A 15,208-nucleotide genomic window follows, 5' to 3' on the forward strand; every position below is an offset into this window, starting at 1 on the left:
GGGGCTGCCAGGGCCCGCTGCGCCTCAACCACGAAAAGCGGCGGGCCCGAACCGGCATCGCTCCTGGGAGGAACATGTGAAGATCACCGGCATCAAGACCGTCATCGTCAACGCCGTCCACCGCAACTGGATCTTCGTCAAGGTGCTGACGGACCAGCCGGGCCTGTGGGGCTGGGGCGAGGCGACGCTCGAGTGGAAGACCCGTGCCGTCACCGGCGCCATCGACGACCTTGCTCCGTTCCTCGTCGGCCAGGACCCGATGCGCATCGAGCACCTGGTCAACACCATGACGCGCTTCAGCTTCTGGCCGCTGGGGTCGATCGGACTGACGGCGGTCTCCGGGATCGAACACGCCCTGTGGGATATCAAGGGGAAGGCTCTGGGCGTGCCGGTATGGCAACTGCTCGGCGGCAGGGTGCGCGACAGCGTCCGGGTCTACACTCACCTCAGGCGCGGATCGGCCTCGGCGCGGGTATCGGGCAGTGACATCAGCGCCTTCTGCGACGCCGTTCAGGAAACCGTCGAGATGGGCTACAATGCCATCAAGCTGGGTTTCGTGCCCTACACCGGGTACGATGCTCCGCTCAAGGCGGTGCAGCACACCGAGAAACTCGCCAGCGCCGTGCGCGAGCGGGTGGGCGACGGCGTCGACATCATGACGGATTTCCACGGGCGACCGGATTCGCTCGACGCGGCGATCGCCTACATCAACGCCATCGCACCGATCAGGCCGCTCTTCTGCGAGGAAGTGATCCAGCCCGGCGATACCCCGGCCATGGCCGATATCGCGCGGCGGGTTGGCTGCCCGCTGGCCACCGGCGAGCGCCTGTTCACGCCGCGTGAGTTCGCCGAGGTCGCGGAGACGCGGGCCGTCGCCTATATCCAGCCGGACCTGGCTCACTGCATGGGCTTCACCGGCGGGCGCAAGATTGCCGCCATCGCCGAGGCCGCGCACATGGGCGTTTGCCCCCATAACCCGATGGGGCCGGTGGCGGGCGCGGTGGCGCTGCAGTTCGACGCCGCGACGACCAACTTCGTCATCCAGGAGGAGGCAGTCGGCATCGTTCCGTGGTTCGAGGAGATCTGTGGAGCCTACCCCTTGCAGCTGAAGGATCATGCCTGGGTCATCCCCGAGGCGCCTGGCCTCGGCATCGAGATCGACGAAGTTGCAGCCGCCAGATACCCCTTCGAGCAGGAAGTCATCCCGGCCACCGAGTCGATCCTCGCCGACGGCCGGATTGCCAACTGGTAACCGATAGCACCGGGAAGAGACCATGAAGATCACCGACCTCCGCTGCGCCGTCATCGGCAAGCATCCGATCATCCGCATCACGACCGACGAGGGCATCTATGGCCTTGGTGAGGTGGAGTGGACCAAATCCTACCTCAAGCCCTTCGTGCTGCATTTCCGCGACGCGCTGATCGGCGAGGACCCGACCGATGTCGAGCGATGCATGATGAAGATCCGGCAGCGCGGCAGCTTCAAGCCGTATGGCGCCGCCGTTTCGGTCATCGAGCACGCCCTGTGGGACATTGCCGGCAAGGCCGCCGGGGTGCCCGCCTACAAGCTGCTGGGCGGCAAGGTGCGTGACAAGGTGCGCGTCTACAATGGATCGGTGCGCCGGGCCCGCAAGGGCGACCGACCGGAGGACTTCGCGGCCGACGTCAAGTGGATGGCGGAGCAGCCGCAGAAGTTCTTCATGGTCAAGCAGGGGATCAGCTTCCATTCCAGTCAGAAGGACAGCTACCCCGATTTCCACTATGGCCCGGTATCGAAGAAGGCCGGCTACCATGGCGCCATGGACCAGGGGCAGATATCCGAGCATGGCTTCAACTACATGCTAGACTGCGTCATCGCCATGAAGGAGGCGCTGGGGGACAAGGTGAGCCTCGCCCTCGACTGCGGACCCGGCTGGTTCCTCAACGACGCCATCAAGTTCGCGCAGGCGGTCGAGCCGTACAACATCATGTGGCTCGAGGACATGCTGACCGGCGACTATGTGCCGTGGGTCAACCCGCAGGCCTACCGCGAACTGACGGTCTCGACGCGGACGCCGATCCACACCGGCGAACAGATCTACCTGCGGCACAACTTCAAGGAGCTGATCGAGACCCAGGCCGTGCGCGTCGTCGGTCCGGACCCCGCCGATATCGGCGGTATCGCCGAACTCAAGTGGGTGGCCGAGCACGCCTACATGCACTCGATCATGATGGCGCCGCACGGCACCGCCAACGGGCTTCTCGGTCTTGGCGCGCTGATCAACGTCTGCGCGACGCTGCCGGCAAACTACATCGCCTTCGAGTACCCGTCGGCCTCCGATCCGTTCTGGAACGAGATCGTCACCGGATTGCCGGCCGGCCAGATCGTCAACGACAGTCATGTCGACCTGCTTCCGGGCCCGGGCCTCGGTCTCGACATCGATGCGAAAGCCGCAAAGCGCTACCTCAGGGACGAGGACGCGGGTTTCTTCGACTGAGGCGCCGGGTAAGGCCCGACCGCGATGACGGCACAGGACCGCCTGTGCTGTCGCCGGTCACGTCCCCAAGGCGCAGACCTTGGCCGTGTGCCGAACGCGAGCCGACTGCAAATCACATGGTGCCCCCTGGGGGCACCCGGCCCCATAGGCCGTACTTTGGGAGATGCTGGTGCCGGCAGCAGGATTTGAACCCGCGACCCACTGATTACAAATCAGTTGCTCTACCAACTGAGCTATACCGGCAGCACGGGCTAGCTAGCATCGGGGAAGTCGGGGTGCAAGGAGGCCGTAGCCGGTCTGCGACGTGGCCGATGCCGGTGAGGTTGCGCCGCCGACCCGGAGCCAGTATCAGCCGTTGACATGGGAGCATCCGCTCCAGCCCCGCTGCACAAGAGGAACCGCCAATGAAACTCTCAACATCCATCGGCCTGCCGCTGGCCCTGGCCCTGAGTCTTGCCGTTGCGGCCTGCAACAACAGTGCGCCGCCACCGGCCGCCAACGCGCCGGCTGCCCAGACGGCGGAAGCCGAGAAGGCGGCGGCCGAGCAGAAGGCCGCGGAAGAGAAGGCTGCGGCGGAAAAGGCCGAGGCCGACAAGAAGGCCGCCGAGGCCGCCGCGGCAGCAGCGAAGGCTGAGGAAGAAAAGAAGGCGGCCGAGGCCGCCGCGGCAGCGGCGAAGGCCGAGGAAGAAAAGAAGGCGGCTGAGGCCGCCGCGGCAGCAGCAAAGGCCGAGGAAGAAAAGAAGGCCGCAGAGGCGGCCGCAGCGGCGGCGAAGGCCGAGGAAGAAAAGAAGGCCGCGGAGGCCGCAGCAGCAGCAAAGGCCGAGGAAGAAAAGAAGGCCGCAGAGGCGGCCGCGGCAGCGGCGAAGGCCGAGGAAGAAAAGAAGGCCGCGGAGGCAGCGGCGGCAGCGGCTAAGGCCGAGGAAGAAAAGAAGGCTGCAGAGGCGGCGGCAGCGGCGGCGAAGGCCGAGGAAGAAAAGAAGGCCGCGGAGGCGGCGGACCGAGGCAAGGCCGACGCCGAAGCCGCCATTGCCGCTGCACTGGCCGCCGATCTCAGGGCTGACGAGGCGGCGCCTGCCGTTGCCGATCCCGCCGCCGAGCGCGGCAAGGCCGATGCGGAGGCCGCAATGGAAGCGGCAAATTCCGCTCCTGCCCCGGCCCCTGAGGCGCCGGCCGTCGAGTCGGCCGAAAGCCGTGGAGCGGCGGACGCCGAGGCAGCAATCGCAGCCGCCGAAGCGTCCGAGGCGCCGGCCAATGGAGCCGAGGCAAAGGGTGCGGCGGATGCCGAAGCGGCGGTGGCCGCCGCGGACGTCGTTCCGAATACGCTCCCGTCCAGCGGCCTGAAGCCGGATACACTCCTCGCCGCGAAATCCAAGCTGGACGACGTTGGCTATCTCGGGGTGTGGGCCGCCGATGCGGCATCGTGCGGCGCGGTTGATCAGGCCGGCAGCGCCGGATTTGTCGTGATCACCAGGCTCAGCGTACGCCAGGGGGGCGACATCGCCCTGGTCGATGCAGCCCCGGCCGTAGACGGAAAGGCCTCGCTGAAATCGGGAGAGAGCACCATTGAGATTGTGCAGGCGGGCCCCGACGCGATCAGCGTCAACGGCTCGGCGCTGGTCCGCTGCGTGCTGCCGTAAGAGCTAAGTGGCCGGCCAGGGTCTCGCCCGGCCGGCCACCTCACATCTGGTCGATCGGGCGACCGGCCGTGACGGCGAACAACGCTATCGCGGCGGCGTTGGAGACGTTTAGCGACTTGATCGGGCCCGGCATGTCGAGCCGCACCATTTCGTCGCATAGCTCACGGGTGCGTTGCCTGAGGCCCTTGCCCTCTGCCCCCAGCACGACGGCCATGGGAACATCGTCGACACGCGGGCGAAGGGGAGCCGGCGCCTCCGAATCGAAGCCGACCACACGCAGGCCACGCAGCTTCAGCTTCTCGATGGCGTCGCCGAGATTCCTCACCTCGATCATGGGTACGAGGTCCAGGGCACCGGAAGCCGCCTTGGCCATCACGCCGGTTTCGCGCGGCGAGTGGCGCGCCGTCGTCACCACCGCGTCGGCTCCGAAGGCACAGGCAGTGCGAAGGATGGCGCCGACATTGTGCGGGTCGGTGAGTTGATCGAGCACGACAACAAGGCGCGGGTGCCGAACATCGTCGAGCCCGAAGCGGCTGACCGGCTCCACCTCAAGCGCCACGCCCTGGTGCACGGCGTCGGCACCGAGTAGGCGATCCAGTTCCTTTGGCGTCGTCTCGGTCGGCCTCATCCGGCCAATACCGCCCGACTCCATCAGCCGCGCGAGTGCATTGGTCGTAACCAGGAGGTTACGCTTGTCGCGCTGGGGATTGTCCAGTGCGGCACGGACCGTGTGCAGGCCATACAGGTAGACCGGGCCGGTATCGGGGTCGTATCTGGGCTTGGGCGGGAACTTGTTGCGGCTCATCGTGCTTGCCCTAGCCGGTTCGCCGCATTCCAGCAAGCGTCAGGCTGGACCGCCAGCCTGCAAAGCCACCCTGACGGCCAGCCCACCCTCGGGCGCCCGGCTAAACTCGAGCCGACCGCCGTTGAGCAGCACGATCTCGCGGGCTATGGCGAGGCCGATGCCGCTTCCAGGTCGCGTTTCATCAAGGCGGCGCCCCCGTTGCCCCAGTTGGGCCAGGTCGGTCGCGTCTAGGCCGGGTCCGTCATCGCTCACCTGCAGGACAATCTCGCGATCAGTGCCGGTCGCCGCTACCCAGACCCGGGAGCGTGCCCAGTTTGCGGCATTGTCCAGGATCACGCCGAGCAGTTCCGTGAGGTCCATGGTGTCGAGTGCCACCGTCAGGTCGGCGGCAATCTCCACCGACCAGGTGCGCGCCCGGCCGGCGGGGGTGGCCTTGACCGCCGCGAGCACTTTGCCGACGTTCTCGGCCAGCGGGCTCGAGCGGAAGTCGGAGCGCGAGCGGTGGCGCAGGCGGGAGAGGCGCAACTGGTGGTCGATGGTCTCGGCCATTCCCGCAGTCAGCTGCTCGATGGTGTCGGCGGCCTTGTCGTTGCCCAGCTGTCTCAAGCCGTAGGCCTCGCCGTTGAGGAGGGTGAGCGACGTCTTCAGCCCATGGGCAAGGTCCGCCGCCCGGTCGCGGGCAAAGTCGATCGTGCGCTGCTGAACCTCGATGAGGTCGTTGACCTCGCTGACCAGCGGCATGACCTCCGCCGGAAACTCCCCCTCCAGTCTTCGCGTCGCACCGGAACGCACGAGGCCAATCCCGCGCTTGATCAGCGAGAGCGGTGACAGCCCGAGCGTGATCTGTATCCATGAGGTGGCGACGAGTGCCGCTGCGAGGATGGCCAGCGCCCGGATCAGATCCGCCCTGAATGCGGCATTGGTCGCCTCGATCGGCCCAAGGTCCTCCGCCACCATGACGTGGAGCGTGCGGGTCGCAGAAGGGTCGGCGAGATCGAAGACGAGTGAGCGCGCCAGCATCAGGGCGGGATCGCCGTTCGGACCGCTGACCTGCGAACGCTGCACGGCCCCGCCGGCCGGCAGTTCCGTCGGTGCTTCGAGAACGGTGTCCCACAGGGAGCGCGACCGAATGGCCGCACCGCCCGCCGGATCGCTGACCTGCCAGTAAATGCCGCCCGCCGGCGTCTCATAGCGGGCGTCGGGCATTGGCTGAGCCAGAGCCGGTGTCGGCGGATCGGGGTCAACCAGGGCGATCAGTCGTTCCAGCTGCGCATCGAGCCCGCTCTCAAAGCTGCGCTGCACATGGTTGGCGAAGATCGTGGCCATCGAAAGCCCCGCTACGGCAAGGACGACGATGATCGACAACGTAGAGAGCACCAGCAGCCGCAGCCGCAGGGAAGGGGCCCTCAAGCCGTCTCTCCGCCCATGGTGTAGCCGAAACCGCGGCGGGTGGAGATGGCATCGCTTCCAAGCTTCTGTCTCACCCGGCGCACGAGCACCTCGATCGCGTTCGAGTCGAGCTCGAAGTCCTGGAAGTAGAGATGCTCGGTGAGCTCCGGCTGGCTCACCACGCGTCCGCGGTGGTGCATCAGGTAGCTGACCAGCCGGAACTCCTGCGGGCTCAGTTGCACCGGCAGGCCGCCCCGCGCCACCCGCATCTGCCGGGTGTCGAGGCTGATGTCGCCGATGTCGATCACCGGGGCCGGGTGTCCAGCGGCGCGACGCAGCAAGGCGCGAACCCGCGCCACCAGTTCCTCGACCCGGAAGGGCTTGGTCAGGTAGTCGTCCGCCCCGGAATCGATTCCCTCGACGCGTTCGTCCCAGTTGCCACGGGCAGTCAGAATGAGAACTGGCACGGCCCGCCCGGCCTTGCGCCAGCGCTTGAGCACCGTGAGACCGTCAAGCCCCGGCAGTCCCAGGTCCAGTACGACAGCATCGAACGGTTCGGTGTCGCCGCGGAACCAGCCTTCCTCGCCGTCTGACTCGATCTCGACGAGCAGGCCCGCCTGTTCGAGGGCTGTGCGGATGGTGGCCGCAATCCCCCCGTCGTCCTCGAGCACCAGTATCCGCATCGGTCAGCGCAGCCTGGTCCCGGACACCGCATCGAACTCGATACGCTTCACCCGACCGTCCGTGTCGATGAATTTGACCCGGTAGACCAGGGCCTCCTGACGTCGAACGAGATCGACGTCGATAACCTTGCCGCTGGACTGTCGGGCGAACAACGTCAGGACCTGCCTCAGCGTGAGTGCGTCCTCGGTTCGTACCGCCTGGAGCGCGGCATCGTGGTCGTCTCCGCCACGCCCCTTGCCCGAGTGGTCATCCGAACCTTCACTCTCGCTCTCGTCGTCATCCTCCTGCTCGTCATCCTCCCCCTCGTCCTCGTCACCGGAATCATCGCCGCCGGAGTCATCGTCCTCGTCATCGGCGTAGGCGTTGCCGGTCCCCATCAGGGTGAGCGGCCCCTGGGCGACAAGAACAAGAAGCAATGCGAGCACGGCACGACGGTCCATGGATCGATACCTATCACATATCCGGCTTACGGGATGCTGACAGCCGCAGATGGCAAGCCGTCATTGAGCCGGTGCTAGCCTTCTCACGTCGCGCAATTCGCCCCTGCCACGGAGTCGTTGATGCAGGCCACCGCCGCCAGTGCTGTCGTCAGGTTGGCTCCTCCCTGCCGCATACCCGTGGTTCCGGGGGCGTAGACGTCCCGTCTCGACTCGGCAGGGGCTCCGCAACCCCGCCGCCCGGCCTGATCGCCCCCAACCGCAGATCAGGCCATCCGCTGCCGGCCGTCGCTCCCCAACCGCGCGGCCGGCAGCCTTGTTCCCGCAGCAGGTGCGGCTTTCGTCGCGACGAAATCCGGCACGGTCTTCGGCGAGGCGGCGAAGCCGTCACATTCGGAGTTGACACGCCCGGTCGCGGTCAGCATAAACCGCACGCGCTCCGGACCAGAGGTTCGGTGCCGGCGGTTCCCATGGGACCGGGAGAGTGTCCCGAGTGGCAAAGGGGGCGGACTGTAAATCCGCTGGCTAAGCCTTCGTAGGTTCGAGTCCTACCTCTCCCACCACCATGTCTCCAGGTGCGCGGAGTGGCGAGGCGGACGCGGGCAGGGGCACGACACCGAGTGCCTGTCGTCTCTTGCAAGCCGACCCGTTCAGCCGCTAAAAGCGCAGCGCGTTTCTGCGCGGGTGTAGCTCAATGGTAGAGCAGCAGCCTTCCAAGCTGAATACGAGGGTTCGATTCCCTTCACCCGCTCCACTCCCGTTGTCCGCGCTTGACACTTAGCCCGGGCCTCCACCGGAACTTTGTCGATCGTGTGCATACGTGGAATGGGGGAGGCGCCTGGGCGCCCCCCCGCTCCGTCAGCAATCCAACAGATGGCCCGACCCGGCCTCGGCGGCGGTGCAGTTCCACCACATGAACGGAAGCTTGACCTCGCCGGCAGCATCCGCGGCATCGCCAGCGGCCATCGCGACGGCCGTGACTGGCGCGGAGACCATGTCGGCCCCCATCTGCCAGCATTCCTTCTTGAGCATCGGGAAGATCAGGCAATTGGCCTGGTCATCGGTGAGGAGCGGAGCCGCCTGCGTCGGCAGGATCGGGACCGCGAAGCTCGTGGCGCACAACGCCACCACGGCAAGAATTCTGTGCATGAAGTCACCCCTGATTTGTCAGCGCACCCTCCGTGCGCGCCAACGACGCTACTCCTGCGGCGCCGCCGCGCAAGAGGAAACCACAGGCTTGTCAACGCCGGAGACGGGCACGACTTCTGACTTGCATCCGGCCGACTTTGGCACTAGACGGAGGCCCGCAGGTCTAGGGGTATAGCTCAGTTGGTAGAGCATCGGTCTCCAAAACCGAGGGTCGCGGGTTCAAGTCCTGCTGCCCCTGCCACCTGCCCAGCCCATCATCGGTTCCAGTTGGCGGCGATCAGCGCCACGGCCTCGGCTTCTACCGTGTCCCAGTCGAGGGTGCGGGCAAACTCCTGGCCGCGCCGGGCGATCGCTGCTGCCTCCCGTTCGTTGGAGCGTACCCATTCGATGCGGTCCAGCAGGTCCGAGAGGTCAGCGCTCACCGGAACGTAGTGCTCCCACGGGCGCAGCCGCCCATAGTACCACTGCCGATAGCCGCGGCCGCTTTCCACCTTGAGCACGCAGCACCCCAGGTGAAGCCGAACGATGAAGTTCGACCAGGTGTTGCTGTAGCCGTCGACATCGATCGCAAACTTCCGGTTCAGCCAGCTGTCCTCGGGCACCGGCGGGCCGGCAAGGCCAAACCGGTCCAGGTACCCAATACCGATGTCCGGAACCACCACCTTCGAGAAACGGACGTCCGTGCCCGGTACGTTGCGCAGCGCCAGACAAAGCCGCAGCCGGTCCGTCGCCAGGTCGGGACGGTGGAGGCCGATCGCGGGATCGTTGCTGCCCGGCCCGGTGGTCGCACCGCGCCAAACGATCTCCGGCCTACGCTGGTTCCAGTCGACCGCACTGGCCTCCGCCAGCCGCCGCCATTGGGCAAAGCCGCGCTGCCTGAAGTAGTACGGGTCGGGCAGGGCAACGATATGAGGCAGATTCGTGGACGGCGCAAAACGCCCCTCGGTGGGACGATCCCCATCGGAGAGCGTGACATGGAGTTCCCGCACCTCGGCCGGACATCGGCTCAGCCAGTAGACATAGGCCGCCCCGAGCGTGCCGACATCGAGCCAGGCCGTGTCCGAAAAGAGCGATGGAATGACGATCCGCATGCCTTCCGGTACACGTCGCAGGATGCAGTCGAAGCGGCAGGGCAGCTCCGTCGAGTGCTCGATCCGCATTTTCGGCAGTGGCGCGAGCCGTCCCTCCAAGCGCCGCCGCAGCAACCGGCCGGCCAGAATCTGGTTCAGCAGGCGACGAGTTGCCATCGGGCGCCCGATGGTCGCTCCGATCAACTGGACGACACGTTGCCGGTTCACTTCCACCTTTGGTTCTCGCGCCCTGGCCCACCTGCCACGAGTCAGACGGGGCTTGCAATCGTCGGACCATGCCATTAGATAGCGTTCGACAGCCGCCCGGGGTGACTCGCGCGGTTGTTGGTTTTTGGCCGCAAGGCCCAAAGGAAAGTACCGCTGATGGCTGCTGTCAACCCACTGAAGTTCCTGCAAGAAGTTCGTCAGGAAGTCAGCAAGGTGTCGTGGCCGTCGCGCAACGAGACGCTGATCTCGACGGTGATGGTACTGGTGTTCGTCCTGCTCGCCAGTTTCTTCTTTCTTGCCGCCGATCAGCTGATTTCCTGGCTCGTGCAGCTCGTGCTGTCGATCCGCTAGGCGGCAAACGGATTCTGGGAGCGACGACGCGGCATGGCCAAGCGCTGGTACATCGTGCAAGCCTATTCGAACTTCGAGCGCAAGGTGGCGGAAGATATCCGCCAGAAAGTGGCGCAGAAGAAACTTGAAGAGCTGTTCGACGACGTCATCGTTCCGACCGAAAAGGTCGTGGAAATGCGTCGCGGCCGCAAGGTGGATGCAGAGCGGAAGTTCTTCCCCGGCTACGTGCTGGTGAAGATGGAGATGACGGACCAGGCGTTCCACCTGATCAAGAACACCCCGAAGGTGACGGGTTTCCTCGGCTCGGGCGACAAGCCGATGCCGATCTCGGAGAAGGAAGCCATGGCGATCCTGCAGCAGGTGCAGGAAGGCGTCGAGCACCCCAAGCCGTCTGTCTCGTTCGAAGTCGGCGAACAGGTGCGGGTCTCGGACGGGCCGTTCGCCAGCTTCAGCGGCGTCGTGGAAGAGGTCGACGAGGAGCGTTCGCGCCTCAAGGTCGAAGTGTCGATTTTCGGGCGTCCGACGCCTGTGGAACTTGAATACGGTCAGGTCGAGAAGGTCTGATCGGCATCCGTAGCCATTCGGCTACGGGAAATCCGTGGGAGAGGTGGTGGCGGCCAGCCACCGGCAAGTCTCGGACCACGGCGTCTCACTGATCCGGTGACGCGGATCGACCGCCCGATCGTGGGCAAACATGGAGATAGAACATGGCAAAGAAGATTACCGGCTACCTGAAGCTCCAGGTTGCGGCCGGTTCAGCGACTCCGTCGCCGCCGATCGGGCCCGCTCTCGGTCAGCGCGGCCTGAACATCATGGAGTTCTGCAAGGCGTTCAACGCCAAGACTGCGGATCAGGAGAAGGGCGCTCCGACGCCGGTGGTGATTACCATCTACGCCGACAAGAGCTTCACCTTCGAGACGCGCCTGCCGCCGGTGACCTACCTGATCAAGAAGTCGGCCAATCTGAAGTCCGGCTCGAAGCTTCCGGGCAAGGAATCTGCCGGCACGATCACCAGTGCGCAGATCCGCGAGATTGCCGAAAAGAAGATGAAGGACCTCAATGCCTACGACGTCGAGACCGCGATGACGATGATCGCCGGTTCCGCCCGCTCGATGGGCCTGCAGGTGGAGGGCTGACCATGAGCAAGCTCGGCAAGCGTACCGTTGCCGCCCGGCAGGGCATCGACCGCAAGAAGCTGTATCCGCTCGAGGAAGCGCTGAAGCTCGTGCGGGAGCGCGCCAAGGCGAAGTTCGACGAGACCGTCGAAGTCGCCTTCAACCTGGGGGTCGATCCCCGGCATGCTGATCAGATGGTTCGCGGCGTCGTGAACCTGCCCAACGGCACCGGCAAGACCGTGAGGGTCGCCGTGTTCGCCAAGGACGCCAAGGCAGAGGAGGCTCGCAAGGCCGGCGCCGACGTCGTTGGCGCCGAAGACCTCGTGGCGCAGGTGCAGGAAGGCAATATCAACTTCGACCGCGTCATCGCGACGCCCGACATGATGCCGTTGGTCGGCCGCCTGGGCAAGATTCTGGGCCCGCGCAACCTGATGCCCAATCCCAAGGTCGGTACTGTCACTCCGGACGTTGCCGGCGCGGTCAAGGCCGCCAAGGGCGGCGCCGTGGAGTATCGCGTCGAGAAGGCCGGAATCCTGCACGCCGGCATTGGCAAGGTGTCGTTCACCGAACAGGCCCTGCTCGAGAACATCAAGGCCTTTGCCGACGCCGTGCAGAAGTCCAAGCCGGCCGGCGCCAAGGGGACGTACATGAAGCGCGTTGCGCTGTCGTCCACCATGGGGCCCGGTGTGCACGTCGATCCGTCGACCGTGCACTGATGAAATGAGTTTCGGGCGGCAGCGATGCCGCCCGGGATGCTCGCGGCAACGCGGGCAAAAGTCCTGTCCGAGACTGCGGGTACGCCAATAGGCGCCTAATCCCGACCGGCGACGCGTCCAGCGCGACAACGGAGTGGGGCCTGCATAGATGGGGTGAAGACCGGATCCTGATCCGGTTCGAACCAGGCCAGTTGCCGCCCAGGGGCGTTTCGCTCCCCGACGGTCAGCCGGTTGACAGGCATCAACCGCTGCCCTCCCACAAGGGGAGCAGCAATTGGCAAACGGTCCGGGACCTACCTCCGGACCAAATGTGGAGACTTGCAGTGGAAAGAGCGGAAAAGGCTGAGCTCGTCACTTCGCTCCAGGCGTCGTTCGCGACGGCCGGATCGATCGTGGTGGCCCAGAATGCCGGCCTGACCGTTGCCGACCTGGAGACTCTGCGCAGGCAGATGAAACAGGCCGGTGGCTCGATCAAGGTCGCAAAGAACCGCCTGGCCAAGCTTGCTCTGAAGGAAACCGACAACGCGGACATCTCGGCCCTGTTTACCGGGCCGACCGTCGTCGCCTTTGCCAAGGATCCCATGGTCGCGCCGAAAGTCGCGGCTGCATTCGCCGACAAGAACCAGAAGTTCGTGGTTCTGGGCGGTGCGATGGGGAAGACCGGGCTCGACGCGAACAACGTCAAGGCGCTCGCCACGATGCCTTCGCTGGATCAGCTCCGCGCCACGCTCGCCGGCATGCTCAAGCAGCCCGCGACGCGCATCGCGTCTGTCCTGCAGGCTCCGGGCGGGGCGGTTGCACGGGTCATCTCGGCTCATGCCGAAAAGAGCAATGCCGCTTAAGGCACACGACTACCAATGGCCGTCACAGGCCGATCCACGGTTCGAACTGAATCATACAAACGGAAAGTGAACTCAAATGGCTGATCTCGCCAAACTCGTAGACGACCTGTCCGCCCTCACCGTTCTCGAGGCTTCCGAACTCTCGAAGATGCTCGAAGAGAAGTGGGGCGTCTCGGCCGCCGCGCCGGTCGCCGTCGCCGCCGCTGCCGGCCCGGCCGCCGCTGCCGCCCCGGTCGAGGAGAAGACCGAATTCGACGTGATCCTCGCCTCGTTCGGCGAGAACAAGATCAACGTCATCAAGGAAGTCCGCGCCATCACCGGCCTGGGTCTGGGCGAAGCCAAGGCGCTCGTCGAGGCGGCTCCGAAGGCAATCAAGGAAGCCGCTTCCAAGGCCGAGGCCGAGGACATCAAGAAGAAGCTGGAAGCTGCCGGCGCCAAGGTCGAGCTGAAGTAACTTCTGCGTATCGACAGGAGGCGGCCCCGGTGGGGCCGCCTCATTCCCGTCCCAGTGTTGGCTATAGGGACGGACGCCACCCGCAAGCGGGCAGGGCGCAACAGTTGCGGAACATGGAGCCTTCCCCCGGCTCCGACGAACACTAGCAAGGCAGATGTCCTGATGTCCGACGGCTGATAGTCGGGCCTTTGGACATTTGCCTCCGAGACATCGAGAACATTGAGGAGCTGGTATGGCTACCACGTTCAACGGCCGCCGTAAGGTACGCAAGTCTTTCGGCAGCATTCGCGAAGTCACGGAGATGCCCAATCTGATCGAGGTCCAGAAGGCCTCCTATGATCAGTTTCTCCTCGTCGACGAGCCCAAGGGCGGCCGTTCTGACGAGGGGCTGCAGGCCGTCTTCTCATCGGTATTTCCCATCACCGACTTCGCGAACACTGCGGAGCTGCACTTCGTCAAGTACGAGTTCGAGCAGCCCAAGTACGACGTCGACGAGTGCCGGCAGCGGGACATGACGTTCGCCGCGCCGCTCAAGGTGACGCTGCGCCTCATCGTTTTCGAGGTCGACGAGGAGATCGGCCAGAAGACCGTCAAGGACATCAAGGAGCAGGACGTCTACATGGGCGACATGCCCTTCATGACGTCGAATGGCACCTTCATCGTCAACGGCACCGAGCGCGTCATCGTCAGCCAGATGCACCGTTCGCCGGGCGTGTTCTTCGATCACGACAAGGGCAAGACGCACTCGTCGGGCAAGCTGCTGTTCGCTGCGCGCATCATCCCGTACCGCGGCTCCTGGCTCGATATCGAGTTCGACGCCAAGGACATCGTCTACGCGCGCATCGATCGCCGCCGCAAGATTCCCGTGACGAGCCTGCTCAAGGCCCTCGGCATGGACGCCGAGGAGATTCTCGCGACCTACTATCGCTCGGTCACCTACGAGAAGACCAAGACCGGCTGGAAGAAGCCGTTCGACGCCGACAAGATGAAGAACGCCAAGCCGACGTTCGACCTGATCGACGCCAGCACCGGCGATGTCGTGCACGAAGGTGGCAAGAAGCTCACCCCGCGGCAGGCCAAGAAGCTCGCCGAGGGCGGCCTGACGCACCTGGCCGTGGTCGAAGAGGACCTGTTCGGCATGTTCATTGCCGAAGACATGGTCAATCTCAAGACCGGCGAGATCTACGCCGAAGCTGGCGACGAGATCGACGAGAAGCTGCTCAAGAAGCTGGTCGACAACGGCTTTGACGAATTGCAGCTGCTCGACATCGACCACGTCACCGTCGGCGCCTATATCCGCAACACCCTGGCGGTCGACAAGAACGAGACGCGTGAGCATGCTCTGTTCGACATCTACCGCGTCATGCGCCCCGGCGAGCCGCCGACCGTCGAGACGGCCGAGGCGATGTTCAAGTCGCTGTTCTTCGACGCCGAGCGCTACGACCTCAGCGCCGTGGGTCGCGTCAAGATGAACATGCGCCTCGACATCGAGGCGGAGGATACGGTCCGCATCCTGCGCAAGCAGGATATCGTCGAGGTCGTGCGCACGCTGGTCGAGCTGCGCGATGGCAAGGGCGAGATCGACGACATCGACAATCTCGGCAACCGCCGGGTGCGTTCGGTCGGCGAACTGATGGAGAACCACTATCGGCTCGGCCTGCTGCGCATGGAGCGGGCGATCAAGGAGCGCATGAGCTCGGTCGAGATCGACACGGTCATGCCGCAGGACCTGATCAACGCCAAGCCGGCCGCCGCAGCGGTGCGCGAGTTCTTCGGCTCGAGCCAGCTCAGCCAGTTCATGGACCAGACCAACCCGCTCAGCGAAGTCTCGCACAAGCGGCGCCTTTCGGCGCT

At 65.2% G+C, this 15,208-nt stretch carries 16 protein-coding genes, 4 tRNA genes and 1 pseudogene; 13 read left to right on the plus strand and 8 right to left on the minus strand.

Annotated features, from left to right (window positions below; translation table 11 throughout):
- Positions 1-76: 76 nt before the first annotated feature.
- Positions 77-1,252 (plus strand): enolase C-terminal domain-like protein, encoded by a 1,176-nt coding sequence (locus ACE3TU_RS05150; protein ID WP_374621089.1) that lies wholly within the window; start codon positions 77-79, stop codon positions 1,250-1,252.
- Between the two features lie 22 nt (positions 1,253-1,274).
- Entirely contained in the window at positions 1,275-2,477 is a 1,203-nt protein-coding gene (locus ACE3TU_RS05155; protein ID WP_374621092.1) for a mandelate racemase/muconate lactonizing enzyme family protein, read from the plus strand.
- A 167-nt stretch (positions 2,478-2,644) separates the two neighbouring features.
- Here the strand turns inward: ACE3TU_RS05155 and ACE3TU_RS05160 are convergent.
- Positions 2,645-2,720: transfer RNA gene (locus tag ACE3TU_RS05160), tRNA-Thr, on the minus strand.
- Positions 2,721-2,881: 161 nt separating this feature from the next.
- Between ACE3TU_RS05160 and ACE3TU_RS05165 the strand changes: the two genes are divergently transcribed.
- Positions 2,882-4,114 (plus strand): hypothetical protein, encoded by a 1,233-nt coding sequence (locus ACE3TU_RS05165; protein WP_374621095.1) that lies wholly within the window; start codon positions 2,882-2,884, stop codon positions 4,112-4,114.
- Positions 4,115-4,154: 40 nt separating this feature from the next.
- Here the strand turns inward: ACE3TU_RS05165 and rlmB are convergent, their stop codons facing one another.
- The 5 genes from rlmB to ACE3TU_RS05190 all read right to left on the minus strand — a co-directional run bounded on the left by rlmB (position 4,155) and on the right by ACE3TU_RS05190 (position 7,854).
- Positions 4,155-4,919, minus strand: a complete 765-nt coding sequence (rlmB, locus tag ACE3TU_RS05170; protein ID WP_374621098.1) for a 23S rRNA (guanosine(2251)-2'-O)-methyltransferase RlmB — start codon at positions 4,917-4,919, stop codon at positions 4,155-4,157.
- Positions 4,920-4,958: 39 nt separating this feature from the next.
- The gene (locus ACE3TU_RS05175) at positions 4,959-6,329 is read right to left on the minus strand and encodes a sensor histidine kinase (RefSeq protein WP_374621101.1); all 1,371 of its coding nucleotides are present in this window, start codon (positions 6,327-6,329) and stop codon (positions 4,959-4,961) included.
- Positions 6,326-6,991, minus strand: a complete 666-nt coding sequence (locus tag ACE3TU_RS05180) for a response regulator transcription factor (protein ID WP_374621104.1) — start codon at positions 6,989-6,991, stop codon at positions 6,326-6,328. Before ACE3TU_RS05180 ends, ACE3TU_RS05175 begins: the two co-directional genes overlap by 4 nt.
- A gap of 3 nt (positions 6,992-6,994) precedes the next feature.
- On the minus strand, positions 6,995-7,432 hold the full coding sequence (locus ACE3TU_RS05185) for a PepSY domain-containing protein (protein ID WP_374621107.1): 438 nt from the start codon (positions 7,430-7,432) through the stop codon (positions 6,995-6,997).
- Positions 7,433-7,695: 263 nt separating this feature from the next.
- The gene (locus ACE3TU_RS05190; RefSeq protein WP_374621110.1) at positions 7,696-7,854 is read right to left on the minus strand and encodes a hypothetical protein; all 159 of its coding nucleotides are present in this window, start codon (positions 7,852-7,854) and stop codon (positions 7,696-7,698) included.
- Between the two features lie 53 nt (positions 7,855-7,907).
- On the opposite strand from ACE3TU_RS05190, the gene ACE3TU_RS05195 reads away from it, so the two are divergent.
- Together ACE3TU_RS05195 and ACE3TU_RS05200 are read left to right on the plus strand one after the other, a co-directional pair.
- Positions 7,908-7,992, plus strand: a tRNA-Tyr gene (locus tag ACE3TU_RS05195).
- A gap of 117 nt (positions 7,993-8,109) precedes the next feature.
- Positions 8,110-8,183: transfer RNA gene (locus ACE3TU_RS05200), tRNA-Gly, on the plus strand.
- A gap of 104 nt (positions 8,184-8,287) precedes the next feature.
- Here the strand turns inward: ACE3TU_RS05200 and ACE3TU_RS05205 are convergent.
- Positions 8,288-8,578, minus strand: a complete 291-nt coding sequence (locus ACE3TU_RS05205; protein ID WP_374621112.1) for a hypothetical protein — start codon at positions 8,576-8,578, stop codon at positions 8,288-8,290.
- A 165-nt stretch (positions 8,579-8,743) separates the two neighbouring features.
- On the opposite strand from ACE3TU_RS05205, the gene ACE3TU_RS05210 reads away from it, so the two are divergent.
- A tRNA-Trp gene (locus tag ACE3TU_RS05210) sits at positions 8,744-8,819 on the plus strand.
- A gap of 13 nt (positions 8,820-8,832) precedes the next feature.
- On the opposite strand, the gene ACE3TU_RS05215 is transcribed toward ACE3TU_RS05210, so the two are convergent.
- Positions 8,833-9,882, minus strand: a complete 1,050-nt coding sequence (locus ACE3TU_RS05215) for a glycosyl transferase family 90 (protein ID WP_374621115.1) — start codon at positions 9,880-9,882, stop codon at positions 8,833-8,835.
- Positions 9,883-10,032: 150 nt separating this feature from the next.
- Here ACE3TU_RS05215 and secE point away from each other — a divergent pair, with 150 nt between their 5' ends.
- From secE to ACE3TU_RS05250, 7 genes and pseudogenes are all read left to right on the plus strand, one after another.
- Positions 10,033-10,227, plus strand: coding sequence for a preprotein translocase subunit SecE (gene secE / locus ACE3TU_RS05220; RefSeq protein ID WP_374621118.1), 195 nt, complete (start codon positions 10,033-10,035; stop codon positions 10,225-10,227).
- Between the two features lie 33 nt (positions 10,228-10,260).
- On the plus strand, positions 10,261-10,791 hold the full coding sequence (gene nusG, locus ACE3TU_RS05225; protein ID WP_374621120.1) for a transcription termination/antitermination protein NusG: 531 nt from the start codon (positions 10,261-10,263) through the stop codon (positions 10,789-10,791).
- A 143-nt stretch (positions 10,792-10,934) separates the two neighbouring features.
- Complete coding sequence (rplK, locus tag ACE3TU_RS05230) at positions 10,935-11,363, plus strand: 50S ribosomal protein L11 (protein WP_374621122.1); 429 nt, start codon at positions 10,935-10,937, stop codon at positions 11,361-11,363.
- Positions 11,364-11,365: 2 nt separating this feature from the next.
- A complete protein-coding gene (rplA, locus tag ACE3TU_RS05235) occupies positions 11,366-12,058 on the plus strand; it encodes a 50S ribosomal protein L1 (protein ID WP_374621125.1) in 693 nt (230 codons plus the stop codon).
- A gap of 323 nt (positions 12,059-12,381) precedes the next feature.
- Complete coding sequence (gene rplJ, locus ACE3TU_RS05240; protein WP_374621128.1) at positions 12,382-12,900, plus strand: 50S ribosomal protein L10; 519 nt, start codon at positions 12,382-12,384, stop codon at positions 12,898-12,900.
- A gap of 76 nt (positions 12,901-12,976) precedes the next feature.
- On the plus strand, positions 12,977-13,354 hold the full coding sequence (gene rplL, locus ACE3TU_RS05245; protein WP_374621131.1) for a 50S ribosomal protein L7/L12: 378 nt from the start codon (positions 12,977-12,979) through the stop codon (positions 13,352-13,354).
- 232 nt (positions 13,355-13,586) lie between these two features.
- Positions 13,587-15,208: pseudogene (locus tag ACE3TU_RS05250) on the plus strand (DNA-directed RNA polymerase subunit beta); the annotation flags it as partial.

Source organism: Devosia sp., from assembly GCF_041917035.1.
Lineage (GTDB): Bacteria > Pseudomonadota > Alphaproteobacteria > Rhizobiales > Devosiaceae > Devosia_A.